This is a genomic window from Haloarcula laminariae, from assembly GCF_025457605.1.
GTDB classification, from domain to species: Archaea; Halobacteriota; Halobacteria; order Halobacteriales; family Haloarculaceae; genus Haloarcula; species Haloarcula laminariae.
This window is the reverse complement of record NZ_JAMZFY010000003.1, coordinates 1-23,861: the sequence shown is the minus strand read 5'-3', so window position 1 is coordinate 23,861 and position 23,861 is coordinate 1. Positions and strand designations below refer to the sequence as shown.

Here is a 23,861-nt window from a genome sequence, read left to right as displayed (position 1 = left end):
TAGAGTTCTTGAATCCTCCCCTCAAGGCCGGTAGCGGACTATCTGGTGAAGAGCTTCTTCACCAAGTTCCACCCGATAAATCGGGGGGTCCGCTCGCGGTATTCATCGTATTCCTGGCCATACTGCTCTCGCAGCCACGGTTCTTCGGCAAACGGGAACAGTGCGTACACAAGGATGGTCAAGACGCCGTGTACAGCCAGTTTCCTGGAGTTCACTGCGATGATCGCGCCGACGATGAACGTAATGAATCCTACGCTCTGTGGGTTGCGCGTGTACTGGTAGATACCGTCCGTCCGAAGCTCCCCTTCTCTTCCACTGCTTTCCATCCACCCGAGTTCAAAGAGTGCTGAGAGGGCAAATCCCATACCGAGTGCGGCGATACCGCTACCTGCGAGTTTGCTCCAGCGTTCGGTGAAAATGAATGAATCCCGATCAAGCGCGGCCAGCACGGGAAACCCAGCGAACACGACGGAGAGCGCTGACCAATTGAACCACCACCGCCACGAGCTGTCGCCGATGGGCCACACTCGACGGTCAGGATGAACCGCACTGATGGCGTACCCGAAAATCAGCGTGACATCCGCGACGACTGCCGTCAGCAGCGCGCGATCTGAGAACGAGTACATATGTTTATGTGGTGATTGTGCAGGACAAAAAAGTGAGTCAATCGTGGTTCGTGCCCAGAGACTGCCCCCTCAGAAGAAGTTTGGAACCACCACCCACTCGCTATAATTCTAACATCCGGGGGTAATTCGAATCGACGTTCTCAGGTAACTGCGTTTCAAATTCAGCCCACATGGCGGGATTTATCCCACTTCATAGTGGGTTCATCGATCCGTGGTCCCTTCCGTTGCTCGCGGTGCTCACCATCGCGGCTGCCGGTACAGCGGTGCTTCTGGGACTAGCGATCGGCGCGTTCGTTCAGCGCCAATCTCGTCCATATCTGTTAGTTGTCGTTGCGCTAGCTGCCCTTTTTGGACGCTCTGCAGTTGCGGGGATCACCATCGTCGGCCTGTTTTCACACGCCGAACATCACCTACTCGAACACGGACTTGATGTTATTCTTGTTGCGCTCGTTATTGCTGCGGTCTATCACTCTCGAACCACTTCGAACGAGACCAATTTGGACACATGACACACCAACGTGACCGGATTCACGAGTATATTGCCATCCATCCTGGAGAACACTTCAACGCACTCACGCGGAGACTCGACCTTGCACCGGGACAGGTACAGTACCATCTCAGGGAACTCCAGAATCAAGGGAGAGTGGTGGAACTGCCTCTCTATGGCCGGACCCACTATTACACACCTGAATATGATGCGTGGGAGCGGGGAGCAATCGCTGTCATTCGCCGGGAAACAGCACGCGATATTTTATTCTGTGTTCTCGAACAGGGGCCATCCAGACCGAACGCTGTCACAGAGTCACTCGGGATTGCTCGGGGAACCCTCGAATGGCACTTGAATCATTTGACGGAGCAGAATCTCATCGAGAAACACCGAGATGCCAATAATCACGTGACGCTGGTCGCAGCCGAGCCGATTGAGACCGCTCGTCTCCTCGAAGAGATTACACCCTCGCTGTCCGATCGGATGATCGACCGATTCACCCGCCTCGTCGATAATCTACTAGCGGAGGGATCGTGACGAGTTTGCGGACGTGTTTCGTTGGAACGGGAACTTGATTGTTCGATTACTTTACCCGAACCGTCCCGACCATTCCGGACCCCTCGTGTGGGATACAAAAGTACCCGTACGTGCCTGGTTCCTCGAACGTGTGCTCGTAATTCTCACCCGGAGCGATGAGCCCCTCGGTGACCCGATTCCTCGCAGCCCGCTCTGATTCAAAGCCACCACTTGCGAAGTACGCGGCCTCGTCCGGAATCTCGTCTTCATATGCTGTGACTGTGTGCTTGATTTCGCTCTCGTTCGTCCACGTTACCGTCTCCCCCGTTTCTACCGTCGCAGTCTTCGGCTCGAACGTGAGGTTGTCGGGCATCGTGACGGTCTGGCCTGACGACGTCTGCCCACTCAAACACCCAGCCGTGCTGAGCGTCGCTAGGGTGGCAGTGCTGAGTCGCAATACCGTCCGCCGATCGTAGAATTCGGGTGTCATTGATACAGAGATGAGTAGTGCCGATTAGAGCGCCACGAAGAGGTCGGTCACGTACATTATGCCGAGACCGAGCAGAAATGCGAGTAGGTTCGTCGCACTCGCCACCCGACCGCCGGCGTCGCGAACCATTCGCGCGATCTCCCAGTCAACCTGTAGGATTGCACCAACCCCGATCGCGAGGAAGAAGGCACCGATCGTCGGCGAGTATGCGAGACTACCAATCCAGCCACCGAGGATGACTGGTGCGCCGGCGATTACGCCGAGCGCGGCGAAGTGCTTGAGAGCCGGACGTTCTCCTCGGGCGACTGGCGCGACGACAGCCGGACCCTCCGTCACGTTGTGGAGCATGAACCCGATTACGAGGAATGCGCCGAGCGACACACGCCCGAGTGCGAACGAACTCCCGATTGCCAACCCCTCCGCAAGGTTGTGTAGACCGATCCCGACAGCGACTAGATAGGCGATCCAGAGACCGCTACTCGCCTGTTTATCACCAGCGGCGACACGCCCCTCACGCCACGCACTGATCGCCTGTACCAAGAGGAGTGCGCCGAATATTCCGAAGACGATCAAGAGGTTGCCCTCATACGCACCCGGAACTCGTTCGGCGAGTTCGAACGCCTCGAACCCGGCGTCGAACGCCAAAAAGCCCAGTACGCCAGCCGCGAACAAGAGCACGGCGTGTAGCCACCGATCGCTCATCGTCTTGATGTAGGGGAACCAGAGCATCCCTAAGGCGACCGGGATCACGCCGACGAACAGTCCGATGACTGCGAGCGTCCCAAGCAGACTGAGGCTAAACCCGGGGGACTGGCTCGGCGCGACGATCGTGTTATCGAATGTCGCTCCGTCGGAGAGCACGAGAGTGACGTCGAGATCCCACCCTGGATTCCAGTGATACGGAATCACGATCTGTGCGCTTTCCATCGGGGCGAGTGTTTGGTCACCACCGGCTCCTTCGACTCGGAAATCCCAGTAGGCCTCATCGACGAGAACCTGTGATATCGTCACAGATTCGGGCCCGTTGTTCGTCACGTGCAGGACGACCGTTTCGTCGCTCGGAAGCGTCGTGTGCGTGATCGTCACGTCGGGAAGTGGTTCGCCGCTCTGTACTCCGGCGAGCGGGGACGTGAACGCGAACACGCCTAAGACGAGCACGAGCAACACGATTGGGAGTAACGCGCTGACCCATCTCGGAAGGCCAAGCGGTCGTGTAATTTCTTCCTCGGCTGGAACACCACCGTCCGTTGTCGAATTCCGTGTCTTGTCCGTCATGTTAGACCACCTCGAAGAAGCTCATCCAGCCGAGTTCGGCGAACTCAGACTGGTGGGCGTGGAACATGTACAGCCCGGGCTCGTGATCCGAGTAGTCGATCTCGAGAATACCGCGCTGGGCCTGACACTGCATAATCGTGTCCACAGTCTTGTTCGTCGGCGTCAGGGTCGTCCCATGGTCGTAGTAGTCGAAGAACTGCGAGTGTGTGTGGAACGAATTGATGAGATCGAACTCCGTCGCATTAGAGAGGTACACTCGCTGGCGTTCGTTCTTGTCGATCTGGATGGGGCGTTTGGTCTCGCCCGCCGTCCAGTTGCCGTTGCCATCGGTAGCACCGACGCCGTATCCGAACGCCCGCGTGTTCGCTGCGTAAACCTCGTTTCCGCCGTCGAAGTTGGTATCGAACGAGTTCATCACCATCACCATCTCGTTGACGGCGTCGTTTTCGGCGTACTCGTGGTTACGACTCTTCGCCTCAGCGACGAGTTGCTCTCGGAAATCATCAGTAATCGGGCCCGGGTAGTTGACGTACTCGCGTGGGCTCTCCCTAACGCGTTCAGGGTCCGGATCAACGATGATCGTGCCGTAGAGTCCGCGGTGGATGTGCTCTTTCAGGGGGAGCGAGTGGCAGTGATAGAAGTGCGTACCGGCGGGCTGTGCGATCCACTCGTACGTGAATGACTCACCCGTATCGAGAACGCCAGGCCCATTTTGTGGGATCCCATCCATTCGCGGGTTGAGGTTCTTCAGGTGTGGGTGAATCGTGTGCGCGTGTCGTCCCAAATTCGTGAACTTCACGCGGATCAGGTCGCCCTCGACGGCGCGAATCGTCGGCCCCGGCACCTGGCCGTTGTACGCCCATGCCGAGAACTCGACGCCCGGCGCGATTGCTATCGTCGTGTCGACGGCAGTGAATTCGAATTCCCGTACGGTTCGGCCGTCCTCTTCGTAGACCTGTTGGGGAACGTTATCCTGTCCGCTCTCTCCGGTATTGAACGCAGTGAGGAACTCGTGCGGGTCGAAGTTCAAATCACGATATTCGCCCACCGCTCCGAAGTTACCGTGTTCATCCCCATTGTCGTGATCGGGGGTGGCACTTGCCCGGGAGCTCCCGAGTCCGACAGCTGCACTCCCAGCGACACCGAGCCCGCCGAGGACCGTGCGGCGACTGACACTCGTTTCACCAGTGAGTGATTCGACCAATCGCTCCTCAAGCCGTTTTGTGATGTCTGCTGCGCTATTGTAATCTATCGATGGCATGATCTCCTCCGCTGGTCAAGCCTTCGCATACCCATACACGTCCATTGTCCCACCCAATACATAAATTAGACCCATCTAAACTTAGATTGAGTCTAAACTAATATCCTCGCTCATGGAGGCTCATCAGTTTAGTTTGAAGCTCCAGTGAGCGTTTGAGTGGTTATAATTCGGGCAACTTCCTCAGGAAGTGCAACTCGTTCGTCAGTGCCATCAGGATCAAGCGTCACCATCCCAAATGAGGTGGTCTCAACAATTTCGACTACCGTTGTTGGGGTAATCCCGTGTTCAGACAGGTACCGGAGTAGATCTGGGTCATGGTCTGGCACCCGTTCGATTCGAACCTTTTCGCCAACCTGCTGATCAGCGAGTGTTTCACCGGATTGTGGCGGTGAAACGTCCAGATCCGCTGTGGGAATCGGGTCGCCATGCGGGTCAACTGCCGGATTCCCTAACTGCTCTGCAATTCTGTCGGCAAATTGACTACTGATATGGTGTTCGAGGCGATCTGCTTCGTCGTGTACCTCAGCCCAATCGTACTCGAGGCGCTCCGTCAGGTATCGTTCTAAGAGCCGATGATGGCGAATGATTTCGAGAGCGATACGAATTCCAGTGTCTGTGAGTACAACGCCCTTGTAAGGTTCGTAATGGACAAAATCGCGCTCGGCCAATTTTTTCACCATACTGGTGACTGAGGGTTGTTCTACGTCCATATGCTCAGCGAGCGTCGAGGTCCGCACCCGTTCATCCGTTTCGTCTTGGAGGTAATAGATCGCTTTGAGATAGTCCTCCATGATGGCGCTCAGCATTAGAGCGAAATTAGATGGGGCTAAGTTTATAGTTTGCCACGGGGTGGTTTCTGATGTTGCCAGCTGTGGGCGTAATTCTGAGATGGGTCCGGTTATCGCCACGTTCAACACTGGCGCATTGACTTTCCGTATCTTCCTGTTGTGTTACTCACTGATGCTCAAAATGGTAAATCGAAAATTCGAACCTTTATAATATAGACGAGAGAAGTCCGCGATGGAATGTCTGACCTAATCGTCAAAGCAGCCGTGAAGGACACACTCTCGGACCACAACGTCTCGGCGGATTTCTACGATGCGCTCAACGAAGAGGTCGCCGAACTGCTCGACGACGCCGCAAAGCGTGCCGAGGCCAACGACCGAAAGACTGTCCAGCCCCGCGACCTGTAGGCCTGCGTAACACAGCCAACCCCATCACTCGAACGTAGCTTTTTGAGGTTCCTGTTCAGAAGTTAGTAAACGAAGATGGCGGACGCACCGGATACCGAACGGCAGGCAACTGAACCCGATACAGGAGAGGTCCTCAGCGTTACAGAGCTGAACGACCGGATTGCGGCGGTCGTCGAGGAAGCGCCTGCCCTCGACGGTGTCCGCTGTATTGGCGAGGTCACGGATCTCCATCAGAACAGTACTGCACTCTATTTCACCCTCACTGACGGCGACGCAGAACTCCCCTGCATGATCTGGGCGAACCGCTATCGGACGATGGATGCTGACCTCGAGGACGGAACGGAGGTCATCCTCGAAGGCGATATCGACTACTGGACAGAGGGTGGGAAAATCGACCTCAAGCCGTGGGAGGTGATCGTCGTCGGCGACGGCGACCAAGCAGCTGCCGTCGAGCGACTGCAAAGTGAACTCGGGGAACGTGGTTGGTTCGACGACGACCAGAAACAGCGCCCGCCGGCGTTTCCAGAGCGGGTTGGGGTCGTAACCTCCCTCCGCGGCGATGCCCGCTATGACATCCAGAACGCGATCCACGAACAGGACCCTACCGTCGACATCCTGGTGAAGGACGCCACCGTCCAAGGGTCGGAGGCGCCCACGTCCATCGCGAACGGCATCCACCATCTCGACCGCTCGGAGGACATCGACGCGGTCATCGTCGGTCGTGGCGGTGGGAGTGATTCGAACCTCCAAGCGTTCAACACCGAGCGGGTCGCGGAGGCGATCTTCACCGCGAACGCCCCGATCGTCACGGCGATCGGGCATACTGACGACCGGTTAATCGCCGATCAGGTCGCGGATGTAGCGACGATCACGCCGACGGCCGCTGGCGAGTATATCGTGAATTCCCGCGAGGAGTTCTTCGCGGGCGAGGTCAAGCCGCTGGCACAGCAACTCGACGCCGCGTACGAAACCTTCCAGCAAGAGCATGAACATGAACGGAAGCTTGCCGAAGCAGTCGACGAGGCGGCCGCACCCGAGGGCCTCCCGTCGGTCTACTACAAGGCCGCAATCGCTGTGCTACTGTTGCTGTTGTTGGCCATCACTGGGCTTTGGTTGGGGGTGATCTAAGCGTGGCAAACGACCAAGAGATCCACGACCGGCTGGCCCGTGTCGAAGAAATCATTGAGCAGCTCGATGCGGAGGAGTGTGACCTCGATGAAGGGACAAGGCTCCACGAGGAAGGTCAGGAACTCTTGGCCGAGGTGCGAGAAATCCTCGACAACGGGCGTGGAGAGGTCGTGGAACTCGAGTAGAGCGCCATTCCAACCTTAACCAACAGTCAACGGAATCTAACCCCATTGTTGGTTAACGGTACCTTTGCGAGGTGAACGAACTTTCCGGTTATAATTTACTTTAGCTTTTTGCGCCAGTTGGTGGCCAGAAAGCATATACCGATCTTCTAGCTATCGCACCACCATGGACCGGGGCTCAACCGGTGCATACCCACCCCGCACATATGATCACACGGGCAGTCACCATCGAAGACATCGATGATCTGTACCTGACGTGGAACAGCCATATCAACGGTTCCGCCCTCTATCGCCGCGCCCTCCGAGATGAGATGGAGCTTCGCGACGTCGACCCCGACGAGCTTCGAGATCTCTTCGAACGGGCCCGCGAACAGGGCTACACGAAAGACGAGATCGTCGACGAGACCAACCGCTACGCTGATCTGAAAGCACTCGTCGACGACGCAGAGGAGTAACCCGCTATGTCACAGGACAATACGCCCTCCGAGACGGCCCCGAATCGCGCCGACAGCCAGTCCACGGCGGCAAGTAGGCTTCCCAGGCAAGCTATGTTCATCGTCGTCGTCCTGAGCCTGTTCGCTGTGGAACCCGCCGCCGCACAGACGAATGCCGTCTGTAGTGCGGACAACCTTCCCAGCATGATCGAGGGCTTCTTCCAGCTTACCACGGCGCTGGGCATTGTCGGCCTCGCAGTCGTGTGGCAGGCCGACTCCCTTATCGAGATGTTCACGATCACGCCCGACCAGAAGAAGGGACTCAAGCGCCACAAACGGTCGGCGATGAAGTCCGCGGTCGTCCTCGTCGCCCTCGGGCCACTCTACACCGTCGCTGGGTCGATGATGAACCTCCCGTTGGCGCAGTGCGTCGACCTCGCCCCCTGGTAGGCGACTACCACCCCCGTCGCGAGCCCCCATGACACAACGAGAGCTCTCCGTGCTAATGGCCGCCCTGTTCGTGACGAGCTTAGTCACGGGTCTCGTCACTGCAAGCCCGCCACGGCCAGGCACGGAGGGAAATGGGCTCACAGAGAATGAATCAGCCACGCTGTGGTCTCGCGACGCGGACAGCTACATCAGCCAGGAGGAGTACCAGCAGCGATACGGCGAGAGCCGGACCGCGATGCACCAACTCGCAAACGGGACGGACATCACGTTCAAGCGCCCGCCGGCGACAGCTGCAACGTGGACGCGAAACGATTTCGCTGATCTCGAACCCGGTGGGTCGGATACGTCCGTGCATCCGCGCCACGCGTCGCTCGAAGACGGGGTTTTCATCGAGGACGCCCACGCCACGGTGTTCGCTGTGCAGCCGTCGACGCGAGGTCACTTGGAGTCGGGTGAAACACCGCTCTATATCGCACCGAACGGCACGATTCGGGGGTTCGTTGACTATCGTGTTCGCGTCCCGAACGGAAGCTCTTCAGGGAACACGACGATCGAGTGGTCGCTCGCGAGCAACGAGGTCGAGGAGGTTCGATTGAAGAAGGACGGTGAAACCATCGTCGAACGTGATGGCTCGCACACGCCGGCCCTCGACTACCAGATCGAGGATGACTGGAGTGCAAATCTCACGCTTGAAGCCGAGATCAGCGTCCGGTTGAAGAAGACCACGCGAATCGACCGAGGCGACGAGACCGATGTCGAGGTCACGTATCGTACCGAGTCGCTCAACGTCTCGGACTCGATTGCCGTCGAGATCTACGACCTCTCGGCGTACCCCTACTACGCCGAGTATCCCAATGGTGACGCTGGTGTGGCTATCTTCCAGTCCAGACCGTGGCAAGGGTACACGCTGACGGAGAATGGAAGCGCACGAGTGCGTGGCGTCTGGCGGTTCTACACCGCTCGGAACACCAACTGGGATACACTCGTCAGGTCGAACCGGACCGACAGCGCCACCGTCAAGTCTGACGCGATTCCGGTCTATGTTCACGCGTATCCGTCGCGAATCGGCCCGCGTGCTGAACCAGTTCGCGATGGCCCAGAGATCATCGATACATGGGGCACTAACCGACCGTCTCCGGACGGAACGCTCGGTGAGAACATCAACATCGACATCGTCAACCAGTCGTACACAACGACGTACGGTGTTGCGGTTCGCGCGGAGAACGTCGACCGCAACGCGCTCCAGGTAGCGGGGATCGTGCGGGGTGTGAACGCCTCGATTGTGGCACCTGACGCTGGCTCAGAGCGGCAGCTCCGGCGCAGTAATCTGACCGTTGAGGTGCTCCAGCAGAACGAAAGCCAGGCCACACTCCGCATCGAACTCCGAGACAACGAGACTGGCGCACCAATCATGCTCAGCGATCCCGACCGACGATATCCAATCGGTGGGAACACTCGCAACGGGTACATCACCGTCGCAGAGCAACGCGTCGAGACCAACGCCTCCGGGGTGGCGGTTGTGACGATCGACGAACCGGGCATCTACACGGCTCGGTACCACCCAGGTTCGTGGCTCGGGCACAACCCCGCGTATGTGAGTGCGACGGCAACTGTTCGCTGGCACCCGCTCGGCACCATCGACGGTTGGTTCGCCTTCATTTTCGAGGTCGGCTGGCAGCTCATCCCGTTTCTTGTGATGTTCTACGCAGGCAAGCGGCTCCTCCGAATGCTCGGTCCAGAAGACATCTTCCAACGGAACCCATAGTCCATGACTAGAAACCACCCACACATCAGTCGGCGAACCGCCCTCCGAACAGTCGCAGGTGCTGCCCTCGTGAGCGTCGCGGGCTGTCTGAACGACAATGGCGGTTCTGGGCCGCCTGGTGACGGAACGACCTCTCCAGATGGCAACGGCCCACTCACGCGTGTCGCTGTCGAGGGAACCACACTCGTCGTCGAACTCTCCGAAGAGGCCGACGTCGACCAAGTCAACCTCATCCAACCGAACGGCGAGTTATTCGGGAAGCGTGACGTAGCCGCAGGTGCTCAGCAGGTCTCATTCGAGATCGGCACCGCATATGCGCCCGGTGAATACCAAGTGATCGCACTGAAAGGGGAGGAGACAGTCACGGAAATCTCCGCGGAGATTCGGCCAGAGGTTCAGATTCGCGACGTTGGTCTCTACCGTAATAACCCCGACAAACCGTGGGATGAGGTCTATGGCGACACTGAGACAGATAGAAAGAAAAATGGGGAGGCGTTTGTCACCGTAGAAAATACAGGTAGCGGTCCAGATGCTGCCGTCGAACTACGATTCTCTGGAGATGTACCCAATCCAATTGAGAATCCGAGAGGCAGTGGTATATACGAAACTGAACAAGTTGTAATCGGCCCCGGAGAGACGACCGACCTGTTCAGTAGTTCGTTCCCGTTTGGCACAGAAACTGAGGACGGGATGGGATGTTCCCCAGACGGGAATAGTGGCCAGTTTACTGTTATCGTTGAGACACGAGTAAGTGGAAATCAGGTCTCAAACACCTACAACGTTCAGTACACTGGCTCCGACGATATGACTGATTGTGAGGTCACGATCCCTGAGGCATAACGATGGTCGATCTCATTGATGTCGTCCTTGAGGGGATAAAGGGCGTCGTTGAGTGGTTCATCGGGCTGTTCATGGACGGTCTCAGATCAGGGTATGAGACTCTAACTGAGGAAATGTTCGGGACACCCACTCCAGAGACTAACGGGGCCTTTGTCTTCGGTGAACCGACCAACGCACCCTGGCCAGCGATTCACGATGCTCTCATCGGCGGCGAAATCATGTTGGTCGCCCTTTTGCTCCTCGTGATGAGCGTCCAAGGGCGTCACACGGTTCGAATCTTCAATATCGGAAGTGCCTACGATGCCCGAAAAACGAAGAAGACAGCCTGGGTCGGAGCCTTTCTGATTATTACATGGTACTGGATTGGGACTCTCGCTCTCTACCTCGTCGACGGATTCACTATCGCCCTGATGCCGGAGCTTTCCTCGGTTACGGAAGCGATGCTTGGATTCTTGGAAGTATCTATCACAAACCCCGGACTGGGGCTATTGTTCGCCGTGATTGGTGGAATCTCTATGTGGGCGCTGGAGGCGCTGTTCTACATCCGGATGATTCTGCTGTATGTCTACCTGTACGGAATGCCGATTGCATTTGCACTGGCCTACGGAAACATTCCGGTCGTATCCGATATCGCGATGGGGTTCTGCAAACGGTTTGTCCCGTTGGCTGTCCTCCCGCTCCCCGCAGCGATGGTCCTCAAGGGGTACGACTTGATCTACGGCGGTGGGACGCTCACACCAGGAACAGCGTTCCTCAAATATCTCGTTGCGGCGTCCCTCCCGCTGGTCGCCCTCTACATTACGTGGAAGACGTTCAAATACGCGACGCCGTTGACGGCCAAAGTCGTCGGCGGTGCGACAAAAGGCGCGGCACTCGTCGGCGGTGTCGCCGCTGGAGCCTACGTCGGTGGCGCCGGCGTCGCGACGACCGCCGCTCGGTGGGGGCCGAAAGCCGCCGCTGGCCACGCCGTCGCGCAAAAAGCAGCTGCCCGCGGTGGACATGGAGGAGACGATGGCGGGACGCCATCGTACCGTCGAACAGAGAATGACCCTGGTGGAGCGACAGCGGAATCGGCGAGTGACGACCGTGGGATGGAGTTTGATCGAGGAATCCACTAACAATGTCAGCAGATCAAGACGCGGCCGCACGGCGCATCATGGATCAGTTCGGCGAGGAGAGTCGCATCCCGTATCTCAATATCGAGGAAGGGGACGTCGGCATGCTCATCGCCTTCCCCATTATTGGGCTGTTTATCGCTGGCCTCACCGGGATCGAGTCGCTTGCCCTCCCGTTCGTTGCTGGCGGGCTTGGCTTTGGCGTTGCCGTCATCTACGTCTCACCAACCCACCTGAACGCCTGGACGTGGACGAAAGACGTCTATCGGTACCTCAAACGCCCTCAGGTCACGTTCAGTGCGCCCGCCGACGCCGACACGAGTACCAACGAGTCAGAGCGGAACGAAGGCGGACTCGCGAACTACACGCCGTTCAAGCCGGACGAGCGAACGCAGGACCTCACAAACATCAAGCGGGCGTGGCCGGGCGCTGGCGCGATCCAGCGTGAAGACGGCTCGATGGAGGCATTCATCGAGATCGATCCGGCCAACATGGATTTCGCGATGTCCGACGACTGGGCACAGCTGCAAGACGCCGGGGAAGAGTTCGCCAACAAAGAGCTGGACTCGAAGCTCAAACTCCACGCCACAACCCGTTCCTTCCCGGTCGAGCAGATCACCGAGACCATCGAGGATCGACTCACTGACGAAGACGTTACGGAGAACCCGATCTTCCGGGAACTCCTCGAAGAATATCGGGAAACACGGCCGAAGGAGATGCGTGACCGGGGCATTCAGCAGGTCCGGTACTACATCGGCGTTGAAGTCAGCCCGATAGAAGTGTACGACCGTTTCCGCGATGAGGGCACCCCCGCAGAGAAGCTGACCCAGTTCCCGGTCATCGGCTTCCTGTTCAACCCGTTCGTCACCCGCCGCGAGGACCTCACCGACGTCGAACGTCGTGCGCAGATGTTCGAGAAGCTCGACAGTCGCGTGAACGACGTGCGATCCGAGTTCATCCAGCAAGCGTCGGGGTGGTCCGCACGCCGCCTCAGCACGGTCGAGCTGTTCGTCCTGAATATGGACTTCTGGAACGGCCGCGAACACGACTACGACGAGGCAGAACGTGTCGTTCGCGACCAATCGATCATCGGCCACTCGCGCCGGGAGGACCCACACGATGCGTAACGTGATCCTCCAGACCAGTGGTGGTGCGCTTGGCTCCGTCGCCGGGTGGCTCCAGAATCTGACGCCAGCAGAGAGTGCAGTACTTGCCCTTGCAGTGGGTCTCGGCCTTGGCGTCGGCAGTAAGTACCTCTGGGACCGCTTCACCGCGGATGATGAACCAGACGTGGACTTCGTGGACGTCCTCGACGAGGAGACACTCAAAGAAGGTGAGGCCGAACGCCAACTCCTCGACGATATCTCCGAGTCGCACAAAACGGTCACCGCGCCCGGAGCTATCGAGTGGGAAACGCGAGCCGCACGAGTCGGGGAGCAGTGGACGACGACGCTGTATATCGCTAACTATGCCGACTATCCCAACGACGGGTATCTGAGCGACCTCTTCGAGCTGACCGATGTCGAATTCGACCTCACTGCCCACATCACGCCGAAAAATCAGGAGCGAGCCCGGAACGAACTGCAGGACATCGCTGACGACCTTCAGGTCGATGCTGATCTCGAACAGAGTATCCGGAGCGCCTATCTACAAGAACGCGCCAACGAGGCCGCAGCGACGTACAAGGCCGTCGAGAACGGCGCGAATGTCTTCGACCAGGGGATGTTCATCACCGTGCGGGCCGACGAGAAGGACGAGCTCAGAGATGCCGTCCAGACGGTCAAGAGTGCGCTCCGTGACGACCCGTCGAACCTCACGCCGAAGACCGCAATTTGCCGGCAGGATCTCGCCCTCCAGTCCGCCGCGCCCATCGGCGACAACGAGTTCGGCCGGACGTCGATTGCGCTCGGCGGCGCCATCGGCGCGTTGCTGTCTTCACCGCACAACGCGACGATCCTCGAGGAGGGCGGCGTCGAGTTCGGGATTCACAAGGACAACCAGAGCCCCGTGGTCATCGACCCGTTCGCCCGAGATAACGGGTACGCGATGTTCACCGTGGGCGACACCGGCTCGGGGAAGTCGTTCAGCTCGAAGCAGAACTTCATCCGCTCCATCGAGCAGAGCAAGGATCGCATCGGCATCATCCTCGAACCGCTGAACAACTGGGCTGGTGTCTCGGAAGCCCTCGACGCCAAACGAATCACGGTTGGCGGGACGCTCGGCCTCAACCCCTTGGAAATCCGCGAGACGCCCGAGCACGTCCAGCGAGCGATGGGTGAGGACGCCAGTCCGTTCAACGAGAAACTCGACGACGCGATGAGCTTCCTCACGAACTTCTTCGCCCTCCGGGGTATCTCACTGGGAGATCGGCGCACCACGCTCGAACTCGCCCTCAAACGTGCCTACCAGCGCAACGGGATCACCGACGACATCTCGACGCACAGCAATTCGAGTCCGACCATCCGCGAGATGATGGACGTGTTCGAAGATATGGTCGACGACCCCGAGGAGTTCGTCGTCCGGTCCGACGAGGAGGCCGGAAAGATCAAAGAGGACGCAACGTGGTTGCTCGATCAGCTTCGCCCCTTCGAGGACGACGGTCGCCACGCCAATCTCGGCCAGGAGTCCGACTTCGACATCCGGGACGAGAAGGTGATCTACCTCGACCTCGCCCAGCAGGAGGGCAGCGTCGACAGCAGCACGGCGCTGACGATGCAGCTACTCATCTCGTTGGTGTACGAACGGGCGAAGGTTTCGGAGAAGGAGGTCGTGTTCTACATCGACGAAGCGCGCTACATCATGCAAGACGCTGCGAGTCTGGCGTTCCTCGAAACGGTGTTCCGGCACCACCGCCACCACGACCTCTCGATTCGGCTGGTCACCCAGACCGTCGACGAGTTCTTCGAGCACGCCGAAAGCGAAGCTATCCTCGATCAGTGTGCCGTCAAGCAGTTCCATCGGCTGGACGGAATGGACAAGGAGTGGGCCGACGAGTTCGGGCTGAACTACGCACAGATGCGGTTCGTCCAGGACGCCGTTCCTGGCAACGAAGATGCTGGCTTCTCCGAGGCACTGGTCGGCGTCGACGGCGAGTGGCGTGGAATCCAGGTCAAAGCGATGCCCAAGGAGAAGCAGGTCATCGACTTCGAGCCAACCGAGCAACGGCGAGACTCACTCCCCGGGACTGGTGAGAATGCTGTGGACGCGGAGGTGCAAGCGTTCCAGGACGATATTGAAAGCCGAGCGACCGACAACGGACAACGCCCACCTGAGCGGACGCCAACAGAGACTGATGGCGGCGAAACGGGAGGTGACGACGATGCGTGAGTACCTTCGCGTGACGCCAACCTCCGAACGGCTCAATCCGGAGCGTCTGCCGCAGGCACTGGAGAGCCTCCACAAACTGACCTCAACGGACTCGACAGGGCTAGGTGACAAACTCAATCCGCTACATAGCGACACACCGCTACGCTTCGAATTCCTCGCGCTCAGCGAGGGGAAAAATGACCCCGTCGAATTCTACTACGGTGCCGACGACCATCTGGATACCCTGGAGAAACGTCTCCGGTCGATCTATCCCGAGACGTTCGACATCGAGCGTACCGAGGTCGACATCGCATCCCGACTCGTACAGCCTGTCGAATTCGACCGCGAGACATTCGTCGAGCACTATGAGTCAGGCGACCTCCAGTACGAATTCGACCCTGACGAGCAATACGAACGTGGCACTGACGACAACAAACAATCGGGGCCAGGGGACGCCGAATCAGTCGCGGATGGAGGAACAGTCGGCAACCAGTCTCTCGACCACTTCATCGAGATCGGCGATACTGCCCTCGAACTCGCTCCACCAGATGCGATTCCCGAGGATGAGCCACTCATGACACTTGCCAAACCAACGGTAACATCAGAGGGGACGATACTCGCGCGGCCAGCGACCGAATCCGTCTCCCCACTCGGCGTGCGGTGGCAGGGGTCGGCAACTCGGAAGCAAGACTGGATGACCTCACTCTCGCCATTTACTGCCGACGACGAAGCGGAACTCCCAGCCGTCGATCAGCCAGGGGGTGCGCTCGCGTCGCTTGTCGACCACCTAATGGAGGCGACAGCACCAGTAGCGTTCCAAGTCGTCTTCCAACGACGCGAGAGCTGGCAGTCCGATGCCGACCTCCGCAAGGAGGACGTCATCGACGGACGGGACACACTCGCTCAGGAAATTATTGGCTCCCTTTTCGAACTCGACGATCAGTCGGAGAGCCGGGACAGAAACCAGCTGAGCGACGCCGTTGCAAAACGTGTCGCGGCAATCGAGGCGAAAAATCCGAAACGGTCGTTCACCGCGAACATCCGAGCAGTCGGGATTCCATCCGGTGGTGACGGTCGCGATGATCTCGATGAGCGAATGCAATCACTTGTCCCAGTATTCGACCCGCTTGACGGGCCGTACTACCAAGTTGCGGCCGAACGATTACGTGACAGCGGCTTCCGGGCAGCCACGAAAGAACGGAACGCACGAGCGGCGCTGCAGCGGCTCTTGGATCGTGAGATCACGACTGGCCGTGGAAAGACCCGACCGGAGTTCGTCCTGAGCGGCCGAGAACTCGCGCACTTCGTACTCGTACCTTCCTCGGAACAGCTTACTGTCGAGGGGACACGGGGGACGCGTGCGGAACAGCAGAGTCGGAATCCGTTGCCCCGTCCACACCAAGACCTCATGAGTGAATTCCGAGACGGGATGGCAATCGGGTATGCCCTCGACGACACCGGCGAGGCCGAAGATGTGCCGACACACATTCCACCCGGACTGCTGCCCACTCATTACGGCCGGTTCGGAACAACCGGCTCTGGGAAGTCGAAAGCCCTCATCAACGACCTGCTGTCGCTGTACGACAACACCGAGGGGCCAACGATCCTCATCATCCCGAAAAACGACGATATGGCCCAGAATTATATGCGAGCTCACGCGCGTCGGTTCGGAATGACCGACCTCGAAGAGAACGTCGTCCACTTCCCGATCCCGGACGTCCTCCCCGGGTTCTCGTTTTTTGATCTCGAACCGTCGATGGAGAGCGGACGGCGCCGCGAAGACGCCGTGCAACGGAAGGCCGACCACTACGAAGAGATTTTGAAGCTCGTGATGGGAACCGACCGCTACGAGCGGGCGACTGTGGCCCCAACTCTCATCAAGACACTCATCAAGGCACTGTTCGACGAGGAATACGGGCGTGAAAACGGGCTATACCGAGCGTCGACGGATTACTTCGCTCACCGACAGCTCGAACACGTCGTCGACCAGCTCTGGGAGGCCGGGCCACCGAACGAAAACATCGGCGACGCTCCACGGTCGAGCGACGAGGAAGTCACCCGGACGATTCGACGGCAGCTCCAGTTAGATCCGAACACCTTCGCGAACGTGATGGGCGGTGTCGGAAACCGCCTTGCGTACATTTCACAGGATACGCACCTGCGGCAGATCTTCAACAATACCGAGAACCAGTTCGACTTTCGGGATGTCCTCGACGAGGATACGGTCATCCTCTTCGACCTCGGTGACCTCCGCGACGATGCCGCCCGGATCATGACCGGTGTGATCCTGACCAATCTCGATGCAGCCCTCAAGGACCGCAAACAGGCCCTCTCCCAGCACTCGGACGACTACGTCGTGAACTTGCTCGTCGACGAGGCAGCATCGGTTGTGGTCTCCGACATCATGAACGATCTCCTCGAGAAAGGCCGGGGATTCCGGCTCTCTGTTGGCCTGTCGATGCAGTTCCCCGAACAGATGGAGGCCGAAGGCGGGCGGAAAATCTACTTGAACGCTCTGAACAACATCGGCAGTTCGCTCATCGGGAAAATCAACGTCGACCGGGAACTGGCGCGAGCGATGGCCCACGAAGAGATGGACCCCGCGGATTTCGCCAATCGAATTCGTTCGTTGCCACGAGGGGAGTGGATCGCCAGCTTGCCAAGCCCGACGTTCGGTGAAACGGGGCCGTATCCGTTCAGTCTCGAACCACTCCCGATTCCACCGGGCCACCCCGAGAGCGAATCCCCGCTCACTGAGCGTGAAGAGGAGCAGTTCACTGAGACGCTCTCCTCGATGCACGAGCACATCAGCGACGAACACGGCGTGCCGGCTGAGCCAGACACCTCAACAACGAGCACACCTGCCGACGGACACGAAGTGCTCGATATCGCGAGCGACGACCTGGACGTCGCGATTGCGAACGTGGTTCGGAGTCTGCAGCTTCGAGAGGGCTGCCGTGAGGAAAACGGCTGGGTGGCCGTCGAAGCAGGTGACGACGAACTCAGACGGCTCTTCGACGACGTCGACGCCGAGCCGCCATCGTATGATGCCCTCGCGGACATCCGAGAACGATCACGATACCTCGATACGACCGTCGATATCGACGCTGACGAGCTCCGCATCCGGCTCACTGACGCCGGAGAAGAGGTCGCGACACCCGATACTGGTGGCGTGCAGGCCGCTGGTGGGAGTGCCCACGACGCAGCACTCCTCCAGATCGAAGAAGAGCTTACCGCACTCGGCTTCACTGTCTCGATCCTCGCACAGGATGGCAGCGAGAAACCCGACGCGAGGGCGAGTCACCCCGACGTTGACGACCGATTCGCCATCGAAGTCGAAACGACGACACCCGAGAATCCCACAAAGGTGCTCACGAACCTCCGGAAGGCCCAAGCAGCAGGGGATATCCCGCTGTTTGTCGTTCGACCAGGAAACGACGAAACTGAGTGGGCCGAGCGTGTCGACGGCATTCTCACACCACCCGTCCGTACCCTCCAGAATGGTGAGACGCGGTTCTACACGACTGACTCGAATCTCACGTTCAACGGCGGAGCGACCGAAGAAGGTGGAGTGACGGCCGTCCGCCCGGCGACCGATGACGAGAATGGGACCCAGAATATCTGGCAGCGTGATGGCGACGAGATCGTCCTTCGTGATGCCAGCGAGACGGAACACATCCGCCTCCCGTCGCTTGAAAAACTCTCGAAAGATCGTGTTCCGGCCATCTACAGCTACGACCACGCTGCCGACGAGTACGTCGTTTATGAGCATGGTGAGCAACACATCTACGAGACGAAACCGGCGTTCGAGGATGACTGGGTGCGTGTCAAGAAGCCATTCGTCCCCGAAGCCGACCTCCCCGTACCAGACTACACACGTTCGACGTACGGCATCCTTATCCTTCACGATGAGGCGAAATCGGTCGTGTATGAAGACGGTGAGAAGCGGCCACTCTCGGCAATCACTGACGGGGCATTCCGTCCCGCATCGCCTGAATCAGCGGCCGCTGACGAACCACCCAGTCAGACCGACCAGGCCGATGAGAAAGTCGAGAAAGACCAATCGCCACCGTCGTTCGAAGCGTTTGTCGACGAATATCTCGTCGAAGACGCGGATGAAGCCGTGCCGAAAGACGATGTATTCGGTCTCTACAACGACTGGGCAGAGGCACACGGCATCGACGATCCGCTGAATAAGAGTTGGTTCACCCGGAAGCTCAACACCCACATCAAGGTGGACTCCACGAAGAAGCGAATCGACGGGGAACCCGTCCCGCATTACACTGGTGTCCGCATCCGGTCTGAAGAGGACTTTCAGCCATGAAATGGACGTACACGGTCCAATTCCCGATATCATCGGGACTTCTTGAGACCTGTTCCACCCAAGCTGAATCATGACCTCATCCAATCAAACTCGAAGGTCGGAAATCACCCGACTGCGGCATGTTCCACCCAAATCTTCAATGGGTGGAACAGCTACGAAACGGCCGAAATGGGTGGAACACGCTCACGTCCAGCGATTTTTAACCTGCTATAGCGGGTGTTCCACCCAACAACCAACTAAGATAGAACGGGGGGTCCCCGTTGGGACCAAGGGATTGGATCGCGACGTACAGCAGAGAGCGTTCTGTGCTGGCTCAGAGCCAGTGAGAGCCATGCGAGGTGCTACGTGAGGATGAGTGAGCCTATGATCGACGAGCCGGAGGCGATTCCGGAGACGTTACGCGAACGCGACCAGTGGGTGTGCTGGCGCGAGGAGGAGCGAGACGGCAAACCGACGAAGATTCCGGTGACGCCAGGGGCTGGGGGGTTCGCGTCAGCAACAGAGTCGGAGACCTGGGCGAGTTTCGAGGCAGCACTCGACTACAGCGAGACAGAGCACGCCGATGGTATCGGGTTCGTGTTTACTGACGACGACTCCATCGTCGGCGTCGATCTGGACGACTGCCGCGATCCCGAGACAGACGACGTCGACGACGCGGCGCTGGACATCATTGAGCGACTCGACTCCTACACCGAGGTGTCACCGTCCGGTACCGGCTATCACGTCCTGATCACTGGCGCACTCCCCGAGGGGCGGAACCGGCGCGGGAGCGTCGAATTGTACGACACGGCACGCTTTTTCACCGTCACTGGCGACCACGTCGAGCGGACACCGACGCGCGTTGCACGCCGGCAGGACGCGCTCACAGCGATTCACCGCGAGTACGTCCAGGACACAGAGCGTGACACAGCCTCCGAGTCCGAACAGCGTGATGGCACTGACGCCCGGTCACCGACGACCGACGCAGCCGACGTCGACCTCGAAGACGAGGACCTCCTCGAGAAAGCGCGAAACGCATCGAACGGCGAGAAGTTCGAGCGGCTCTGGAACGGGAATACGGTCGGCTACGACAGTCAGTCCGAGGCCGACATGGCGCTGTGCTGTTTGCTGGCGTTCTGGACCGGTGGTGACCGGACCCAAATGGAGCAGCTGTTCCGGCAGTCGGGATTGATGCGGGAGAAGTGGGACGAGGTCCACTACGCTGACGGGTCGACGTACGGCAAGAAGACCATCGAGCGAGCGATTGCGACCACGTCGGAGTTCTACGACCCGGACGCTGGCGGCGATACCGAAGATTCTCACGGCCAACCTGACGGGGTCGCAACTGGCGGGACGCCTGACGAGGCAGACCGGAGTCGTGCGTATCTGGCGGAGAAAAATCGCTTGTTGAGCGAGCGCGTCGACGAACTCGAGGCAACACTCGAACAGAAGACTGAGCGGATCGAGACCCTCGAAGCAGAAATTGAGCGGCTCACCGACGGACTCGCGGCTCGTGACCAGGAGACTACGCAATCCCACAAGGAAGAATCCGGCACGGGTGACGAGACCGGTGATGACCCAGAGCCAGCCTCCATGTTGCGTCGATTCTTCGGTGGTCGGTCTGAGTAGCAGCGGGGACTGAAACGTCAGGACAATCATCCCTGTCTGAGGAAACTACTTCCAGAGCCCTGGTTCCGTGAACGAAGGCGGATTACCCAACGCGCTCGTTATATCGTGCTCCATCCCCCACCCACCGCCCCGACGCCCGGTGACGATGACTCCTGCCGGTCGACCATCGTGATGTCCTGCAACTGGTCCTCGACGAGATCGAAGACCGGATTGCAGCACTGTGGGACGACTAGACGACTCCCTCGCAGTGGCGTTTATCGCGCCGACCAAGGGTGACGGCGCTCAGCCCGATGGGCACCACACGAAAGCCGCCGTGGTGTCCAGCCTGGTGTCAACTGAGCGCGGTCACAGGTGAATCCATGTCTACGTTTAGTAACTCCGAGACAGCGAGTGCATCGCCGTCAGAAAACCACACGAGCCCACCCCGAGAGACCGAGGACACAGAGCCACAGACATCCTGGCCAGACGATACGAGCAGCGAGGATGGAACACCAACGCTCAGGATGGACCAATGTCCGGAGTGTGGGAACCGTCGCTTCGTCTCAAAACTCCTCGTGTACGAGGTCACCGGCTACGACGAGGGCGGCGAGCAAGAATTCCGCCGCCAGCACGTCCGAGCAGAGTTCGAATACACCTGCAGCGAGTGCCAGACGATACTCCGGACGCTTCCCGCAGATCGCCGCGATTACTACGACGAAGTCGCGGTCCTCGAAACAGAACGGCGGGCAGCCCTCCGTGATCAACTCCGTCAGCTGGGGAGGCGGGTTTGGCAGCGCCTTGCAGCGCGGACGACGTGGATGGCACTCGGACTCGTGACACTCGTGACCGGGCTCGTGATCGCACTCTAACAGACCGACAGCAAGGGGTGGCTCACAGTAGGTGTTGGAGTAGCGTCATGCTCCCTTCCAACCAGAAACGAGGCTAGCTGAAGGCAGATCGCTGACGGAGGACATCGTGCCCGCACCGCAGGTGTGTCTATCGGCGCCAAGAGGCGTGGGGCGCGCTCGAAGCGCGTGCAGAAGCGTGATTCCTATGTCTGGTCAAGATACCATCGACGACACGACAGGCGACTACAACCGGCTCGAAACCGAACTCGTTGCACAGGACCGGGATGCGTCCCGGGTCGCGACGGCGGACATCGACGAGGCGACTGCCCGCCGTCTCGTTGGTGACCTCGTCGAGGACGATGTGGTGACGCCGATCCCTGACCAACGCATTCTCGTCCACGAGCCCAGTAGCAAGCCCTTCGAATCGATCACCCAGCTCGCCGTGTTCCATCGTGGCTGGCGGGCTGCCACCGACGCCGACGCGGAGGACAACTGATGCAACAGACGCTTTCTGGGTGTGCGTTCTGCGATTCACCGCCCGGTGCAGAGATGGGCGAGGCGCATACGTGGGGGAAAGACGAACGGGTGACGCACCCAATCTGTGTCGACTGCGCCACCCAGACGCGGTCGGATCCCGACGAGCGCGACCACCACGCCTGCGACGGGTGCGGACTGGTCGTCGACGCCCTCGCGGCACTTACCCGGTTCCGCGTCGAACTCGGCCGTCTCGAGGGGCCGGTCCAACTGTGTGCTCGCTGTAGCCCTGGTGGGCTCGCGACGTACTGGACGCGTGACCTCACGGAGCACCTCGTGGCCGAGTGACGCTTGGCCGCGTGAGGCTCACATCGTACACACGAAAACGGCTAAGTGCGTTGGCTCACAATGTACACATTATGAGCACCGATAAGAAGCGCGTGCAGTTTCGGGCCCCCGATCGGCTCATCGACCGGGCCGACGCACTGGCCGCAGTCCTCGGGGAAGACCGAACAGACATCCTCGTGACCGCGCTTCGGGAGTACCTCCAGGACGCCGCTCACGACGACGCACTCACCCAGGAGATCGCTGCCGCCTATTACGACGATGAGATTACCTTCGAGCAACTCAAAGCGCTCGTCGGCGCCGAGGAGGCGGCAAATCTCCGAGTGTTGAAACAGCAGTTGGACGAGGACTTCGTCGACGAGGTCGCCGACGCATAGATGTCGCGGCTTATCGCAGACGCCTCCGCCCTCGTGAGTCTCGGCATCGTTACTGACGACGATCCCGATCCACTCGCACTCTGTCTCTCCCGGTACGAGGTCGTCGTCCCAACGGCGGTCATCGATGAACTCCGAGAGATTGCATCCTACGAGGACGTCCATGGACACGCCGCGTCCGCCGTCCTCGACCAAACGGAGTCATTCACGACACAGTCGGTCGACCTCGATGCCGAGTTTCCGCTCGATGACGGTGAAAACGCGGCTGTCACCCTCGCGAACGATCTCGACGCTGCGCTCTTCCTCTGTGACGAGTTCAACCAACTTGGCTTGATCCACGCCTCACTTGCTGATACCCGACTCGTCACAACACCGACACTGCTCTCGGTTCTCGTTCGAACTGAACACCTATCAGTTGCCGATGCGCGGATGCTCCTCGATGAGATTAGCAACGCCCGTAGCTGGGGCGCGAACAGTTACGTGCAGCGAGCTCGCTCGTTGCTCAAGGAGCCCTGACACCATGGAGGATCCTTCGAAGTGATTTGGAATGTCCGATAACGACGCTCTCTACGACGTTTGTGAACGAACCAAGAATCCCGAGCACGCATCAGTTGATGACGTGGTCGAACTCACCCTCGAGCGCGCACAGCATCCCCGGACGGAGCACCGGGACGCACATCTCGACGAGATGATGGCGACTGTCGTCGATAGGTACGGGACCGATCCCATCCGCACCATCGTTCACCGTGTCCTCGTCGACGGCACGCCTTTCCGGACCGCTATTCACGACCTCGAAATGTCCAACGTCGACGGTGTTCGTGTCGGGACGACCGCTGGCCAG

The 23,861-nt window shown here is 59.2% G+C and carries 25 protein-coding genes; 20 read left to right on the top strand and 5 right to left on the bottom strand.

Annotated elements, in window-relative coordinates:
* Nucleotides 1-38: 38 nt before the first annotated feature.
* The gene (locus NJQ98_RS17500; RefSeq protein WP_262181073.1) at nucleotides 39-626 is read right to left on the bottom strand and encodes a methyltransferase family protein; all 588 of its coding nucleotides are present in this window, start codon (nucleotides 624-626) and stop codon (nucleotides 39-41) included.
* Between the two features lie 170 nt (nucleotides 627-796).
* On the opposite strand from NJQ98_RS17500, the gene NJQ98_RS19160 reads away from it, so the two are divergent.
* The gene (locus NJQ98_RS19160; RefSeq protein WP_220619809.1) at nucleotides 797-1,135 is read left to right on the top strand and encodes a DUF7471 family protein; all 339 of its coding nucleotides are present in this window, start codon (nucleotides 797-799) and stop codon (nucleotides 1,133-1,135) included.
* On the top strand, nucleotides 1,132-1,650 hold the full coding sequence (locus NJQ98_RS17495) for a winged helix-turn-helix transcriptional regulator (protein ID WP_262181072.1): 519 nt from the start codon (nucleotides 1,132-1,134) through the stop codon (nucleotides 1,648-1,650). The genes NJQ98_RS19160 and NJQ98_RS17495 overlap by 4 nt, the downstream gene beginning before the upstream one ends.
* A 46-nt stretch (nucleotides 1,651-1,696) precedes the next feature.
* On the opposite strand, the gene NJQ98_RS17490 is transcribed toward NJQ98_RS17495, so the two are convergent.
* The 4 genes from NJQ98_RS17490 to NJQ98_RS17475 form a co-directional block, all read right to left on the bottom strand.
* Complete coding sequence (locus NJQ98_RS17490) at nucleotides 1,697-2,038, bottom strand: cupredoxin domain-containing protein (protein ID WP_348533585.1); 342 nt, start codon at nucleotides 2,036-2,038, stop codon at nucleotides 1,697-1,699.
* A gap of 105 nt (nucleotides 2,039-2,143) precedes the next feature.
* Entirely contained in the window at nucleotides 2,144-3,394 is a 1,251-nt protein-coding gene (locus NJQ98_RS17485) for a ZIP family metal transporter (protein WP_220619806.1), read from the bottom strand.
* 1 nt (nucleotide 3,395) lies between these two features.
* Nucleotides 3,396-4,655, bottom strand: coding sequence for a multicopper oxidase domain-containing protein (locus NJQ98_RS17480; RefSeq protein ID WP_220619805.1), 1,260 nt, complete (start codon nucleotides 4,653-4,655; stop codon nucleotides 3,396-3,398).
* A 128-nt stretch (nucleotides 4,656-4,783) separates the two neighbouring features.
* Nucleotides 4,784-5,461: a metal-dependent transcriptional regulator gene (locus tag NJQ98_RS17475; protein WP_262181071.1), complete on the bottom strand. Its 678-nt coding sequence runs from the start codon at nucleotides 5,459-5,461 to the stop codon at nucleotides 4,784-4,786.
* 219 nt (nucleotides 5,462-5,680) lie between these two features.
* On the opposite strand from NJQ98_RS17475, the gene NJQ98_RS17470 reads away from it, so the two are divergent.
* The 18 genes from NJQ98_RS17470 to NJQ98_RS17385 form a co-directional block, all read left to right on the top strand.
* Complete coding sequence (locus tag NJQ98_RS17470) at nucleotides 5,681-5,848, top strand: DUF1931 domain-containing protein (protein ID WP_262181070.1); 168 nt, start codon at nucleotides 5,681-5,683, stop codon at nucleotides 5,846-5,848.
* Nucleotides 5,849-5,923: 75 nt separating this feature from the next.
* Nucleotides 5,924-6,976, top strand: a complete 1,053-nt coding sequence (xseA, locus tag NJQ98_RS17465) for an exodeoxyribonuclease VII large subunit (protein ID WP_262181069.1) — start codon at nucleotides 5,924-5,926, stop codon at nucleotides 6,974-6,976.
* A 2-nt stretch (nucleotides 6,977-6,978) separates the two neighbouring features.
* On the top strand, nucleotides 6,979-7,161 hold the full coding sequence (gene xseB, locus NJQ98_RS17460) for an exodeoxyribonuclease VII small subunit (RefSeq protein WP_262181068.1): 183 nt from the start codon (nucleotides 6,979-6,981) through the stop codon (nucleotides 7,159-7,161).
* A gap of 203 nt (nucleotides 7,162-7,364) precedes the next feature.
* The gene (locus tag NJQ98_RS17455) at nucleotides 7,365-7,613 is read left to right on the top strand and encodes a hypothetical protein (RefSeq protein ID WP_049987855.1); all 249 of its coding nucleotides are present in this window, start codon (nucleotides 7,365-7,367) and stop codon (nucleotides 7,611-7,613) included.
* Between the two features lie 6 nt (nucleotides 7,614-7,619).
* Nucleotides 7,620-8,042 carry a DUF7985 family protein gene (locus tag NJQ98_RS17450; protein ID WP_220619799.1) on the top strand — a complete coding sequence of 141 codons (423 nt, stop codon included), beginning with the start codon at nucleotides 7,620-7,622 and terminating at the stop codon, nucleotides 8,040-8,042.
* A 28-nt stretch (nucleotides 8,043-8,070) separates the two neighbouring features.
* Complete coding sequence (locus tag NJQ98_RS17445) at nucleotides 8,071-9,807, top strand: DUF8186 domain-containing protein (protein ID WP_262181064.1); 1,737 nt, start codon at nucleotides 8,071-8,073, stop codon at nucleotides 9,805-9,807.
* Nucleotides 9,808-9,810: 3 nt separating this feature from the next.
* The gene (locus NJQ98_RS17440) at nucleotides 9,811-10,647 is read left to right on the top strand and encodes a hypothetical protein (RefSeq protein ID WP_284438660.1); all 837 of its coding nucleotides are present in this window, start codon (nucleotides 9,811-9,813) and stop codon (nucleotides 10,645-10,647) included.
* A gap of 2 nt (nucleotides 10,648-10,649) precedes the next feature.
* Nucleotides 10,650-11,765 carry a TrbL/VirB6 family protein gene (locus tag NJQ98_RS17435; protein WP_262181060.1) on the top strand — a complete coding sequence of 372 codons (1,116 nt, stop codon included), beginning with the start codon at nucleotides 10,650-10,652 and terminating at the stop codon, nucleotides 11,763-11,765.
* A 2-nt stretch (nucleotides 11,766-11,767) separates the two neighbouring features.
* A complete protein-coding gene (locus NJQ98_RS17430) occupies nucleotides 11,768-12,889 on the top strand; it encodes a TraC-like domain-containing protein (RefSeq protein WP_262181058.1) in 1,122 nt (373 codons plus the stop codon).
* A complete protein-coding gene (locus NJQ98_RS17425; protein ID WP_262181056.1) occupies nucleotides 12,882-15,089 on the top strand; it encodes a VirB4 family type IV secretion system protein in 2,208 nt (735 codons plus the stop codon). Before NJQ98_RS17430 ends, NJQ98_RS17425 begins: the two co-directional genes overlap by 8 nt.
* Nucleotides 15,055-19,392 carry a primase-like DNA-binding domain-containing protein gene (locus NJQ98_RS17420; RefSeq protein WP_262181054.1) on the top strand — a complete coding sequence of 1,446 codons (4,338 nt, stop codon included), beginning with the start codon at nucleotides 15,055-15,057 and terminating at the stop codon, nucleotides 19,390-19,392. The genes NJQ98_RS17425 and NJQ98_RS17420 overlap by 35 nt, the downstream gene beginning before the upstream one ends.
* 351 nt (nucleotides 19,393-19,743) lie before the next feature.
* Complete coding sequence (locus NJQ98_RS17415) at nucleotides 19,744-21,000, top strand: phage NrS-1 polymerase family protein (RefSeq protein ID WP_262181053.1); 1,257 nt, start codon at nucleotides 19,744-19,746, stop codon at nucleotides 20,998-21,000.
* Between the two features lie 503 nt (nucleotides 21,001-21,503).
* Nucleotides 21,504-21,848 carry a hypothetical protein gene (locus NJQ98_RS17410; protein ID WP_262181051.1) on the top strand — a complete coding sequence of 115 codons (345 nt, stop codon included), beginning with the start codon at nucleotides 21,504-21,506 and terminating at the stop codon, nucleotides 21,846-21,848.
* A 184-nt stretch (nucleotides 21,849-22,032) separates the two neighbouring features.
* Nucleotides 22,033-22,323: a DUF8069 family protein gene (locus NJQ98_RS17405; protein ID WP_262181050.1), complete on the top strand. Its 291-nt coding sequence runs from the start codon at nucleotides 22,033-22,035 to the stop codon at nucleotides 22,321-22,323.
* Nucleotides 22,323-22,649, top strand: a complete 327-nt coding sequence (locus NJQ98_RS17400) for a DUF7558 family protein (protein WP_262181048.1) — start codon at nucleotides 22,323-22,325, stop codon at nucleotides 22,647-22,649. Before NJQ98_RS17405 ends, NJQ98_RS17400 begins: the two co-directional genes overlap by 1 nt.
* 71 nt (nucleotides 22,650-22,720) lie before the next feature.
* Nucleotides 22,721-23,023: a hypothetical protein gene (locus tag NJQ98_RS17395; protein WP_262181047.1), complete on the top strand. Its 303-nt coding sequence runs from the start codon at nucleotides 22,721-22,723 to the stop codon at nucleotides 23,021-23,023.
* Nucleotides 23,024-23,536: a PIN domain-containing protein gene (locus NJQ98_RS17390; protein ID WP_262181045.1), complete on the top strand. Its 513-nt coding sequence runs from the start codon at nucleotides 23,024-23,026 to the stop codon at nucleotides 23,534-23,536. It abuts the gene before it with no gap.
* Nucleotides 23,537-23,567: 31 nt separating this feature from the next.
* Nucleotides 23,568-23,861, top strand: a 294-nt coding sequence (locus NJQ98_RS17385) for a DUF8158 family protein (protein WP_262181043.1), incomplete at its 3' end; no start/stop codon positions are given.